General features: G+C 53.5%; 1 tRNA gene. It reads left to right on the top strand.

What is annotated here, in order from left to right:
- Positions 1-21 precede the first annotated feature (21 nt).
- Positions 22-95 (top strand) — tRNA-Ala (locus AC5FXY_RS22340).
- The last annotated feature ends 122 nt before the right edge of the window (positions 96-217 follow it).

The raw sequence follows: 217 nt of genomic DNA, 5'->3' as shown, positions 1-217 counted from the left end.
ACCGCGTGCGATTGGTATCACGGGGGATTAGCTCAGCTGGCTAGAGCACCTGCCTTGCACGCAGGGGGTCAACGGTTCGAATCCGTTATTCTCCACGCTTACTCCCGGAAGCGGTGTTTCAGCACTTCTTCCCCTGCACCGAGCAACAGGCTTGGTACACGTTCTTTGACGTAACGGCTAGCAAACAAAGAAGAAATAAGCCTACTCCATTAGTGGA

It is taken from the genome of Hymenobacter sp. FMD4, assembly GCF_058932745.1.
The sequence above is the reverse complement of the archived record's forward strand: the minus strand, read 5'-3'. Positions and strand labels throughout refer to the sequence as shown.